Annotated in this window: 1 protein-coding gene and 1 pseudogene; one reads left to right on the top strand and one right to left on the bottom strand. The window is 32.7% G+C overall.

From position 1 onward, the window contains the following. The coding region (locus AC06OU_RS05700) for a diguanylate cyclase (RefSeq protein WP_475854541.1) at nt 1-272 on the top strand (272 nt) is incomplete at its 5' end. Nucleotides 273-348: 76 nt separating this feature from the next. Here the strand turns inward: AC06OU_RS05700 and AC06OU_RS05705 are convergent. After that, nucleotides 349-1,652 (bottom strand): annotated as a pseudogene (locus tag AC06OU_RS05705) (hypothetical protein); the annotation flags it as partial.

The following is a 1,652-nucleotide window of genomic DNA, read 5'->3' on the forward strand; positions in this document are numbered from 1 at the left end:
TCGTCATCTTGCCTAATTACACCAAGCTACAAGCCATGAATCTCGCTGAGCAGCTCCGTCTAAAAATTGAACAAACACCATTTATCGTCGAACTAGACCTAGCTGACGTAACTAGAGAAGAAATCATCTTCATCACAGCTACTATTGGTGTTTCAAGTGCTCCAGAGGATAGTGATGAGGGCAATTCTCTAATACGTAATGCCGATCGAGCACTGTATATTGGGGCAAAGCAGGCGGGTAGGAATAGGGTTGCGGAGTATGTGAAGTCTTAATAAATAATTAAAAAGGCGGGATGCTGTTAACTAGCATACTCGCCTTTATCTGTTTTAACATTTTGGACTGCGACTGTTACAGCTCTCTATCTTTAACTATAGGGGGTTCGACTTTATAAATAACATGCTGTTTTCTTTTTAAATTATTATATATATCTATTATGTCTTTGTCGTAGCTAATTTGTAAGCGAGGGTCACTGAATATTTGTGCTCCTGTTAGTTGAACATTTCTACCAGATACCCCTCCTTCAATATGGATGTCTGAGAGTACTCCATATATTTTGATATCGTTTTCTGAATAAAAGAAACCGTTAATTTTATTTGTTTCTGTTATAGAATTTAAATAAATATCCAACTCTTCTTTTGCAAGAATTATTAAAGTTCCATGTTTGCCGTTAGGTAGAGGCTTTCGATTTAGCTTTGAATATCTTATATTTACATCTTTTAAAGTATAAATCATAGAATTACTTTTTAGATTAGCTCCTTGAATATCTACATCTCCATTAACGTAAATTGGTCCTTCTAAAGTTACATTTCCAGTTATATTTAAATTGCCTCCTACATATAGACCTTCTTTTATGGTTAGATTAGCGTCATGTATATTTAGATTAGCAACCGTGCTAAATTTCTTAATTGTATTATCTCCAGTAATCTCAAAAGGCTTGCTAGGTTTCTCCAAGTTTTCACAGCGTGTTTGAAATATGGTACAGTCTCTACCTAACGGCTTAATATTTCCATCAGCTTCACTTAGACCACTTATTGGAAAATTAAAAGCTTTCTCACTATAAATCCTATTTGAATAGTTGTCATTCCCGTTATTAAATTTGGTTACATAATCAGATATTCCTAAATTATGATACTCAGGAGTAAACTTGGTGATTTTGTAAGATGAATCACTAGAAAATAATAAATCTTCTTTGGCTTTATTATATTTCCCTCCTAGATTTAATAAAGCCTGTTCATATCCATCTTTAGGAGAAATTTTAGGTAGACGTATAAACTTATAAGTTGAAATATTACTATCTACCTTCATATCACCTTTAATTGATAAACCCCCTGATAATTCTAGATTACCACCATATTTATTTTTATCTTGATTTGCACCAATTGCATAATTAAGAGTGGGGGGCGCTATTTCTGCACCCATCTCTATTTGTGATGTTAATACTTTTTCTACTCCGCCAGAGTATCCGATGCTTTTAAATTTAATAAGCTTTCTCGTTTCATTTTCTTTTGTTTGGTCATAGATTTCATAAGTTGGAGAGATTTCCTTTATACATACATTATATTTATTATCATCTTTAATACTGCTATTAGTGGAGCAACTGTATTTATTTAATGTATTGTTAAGAATTTGTATGAAAGTATTTCTTTGTAAAC

The organism is Psychrobacillus sp. (genome assembly GCF_056205495.1).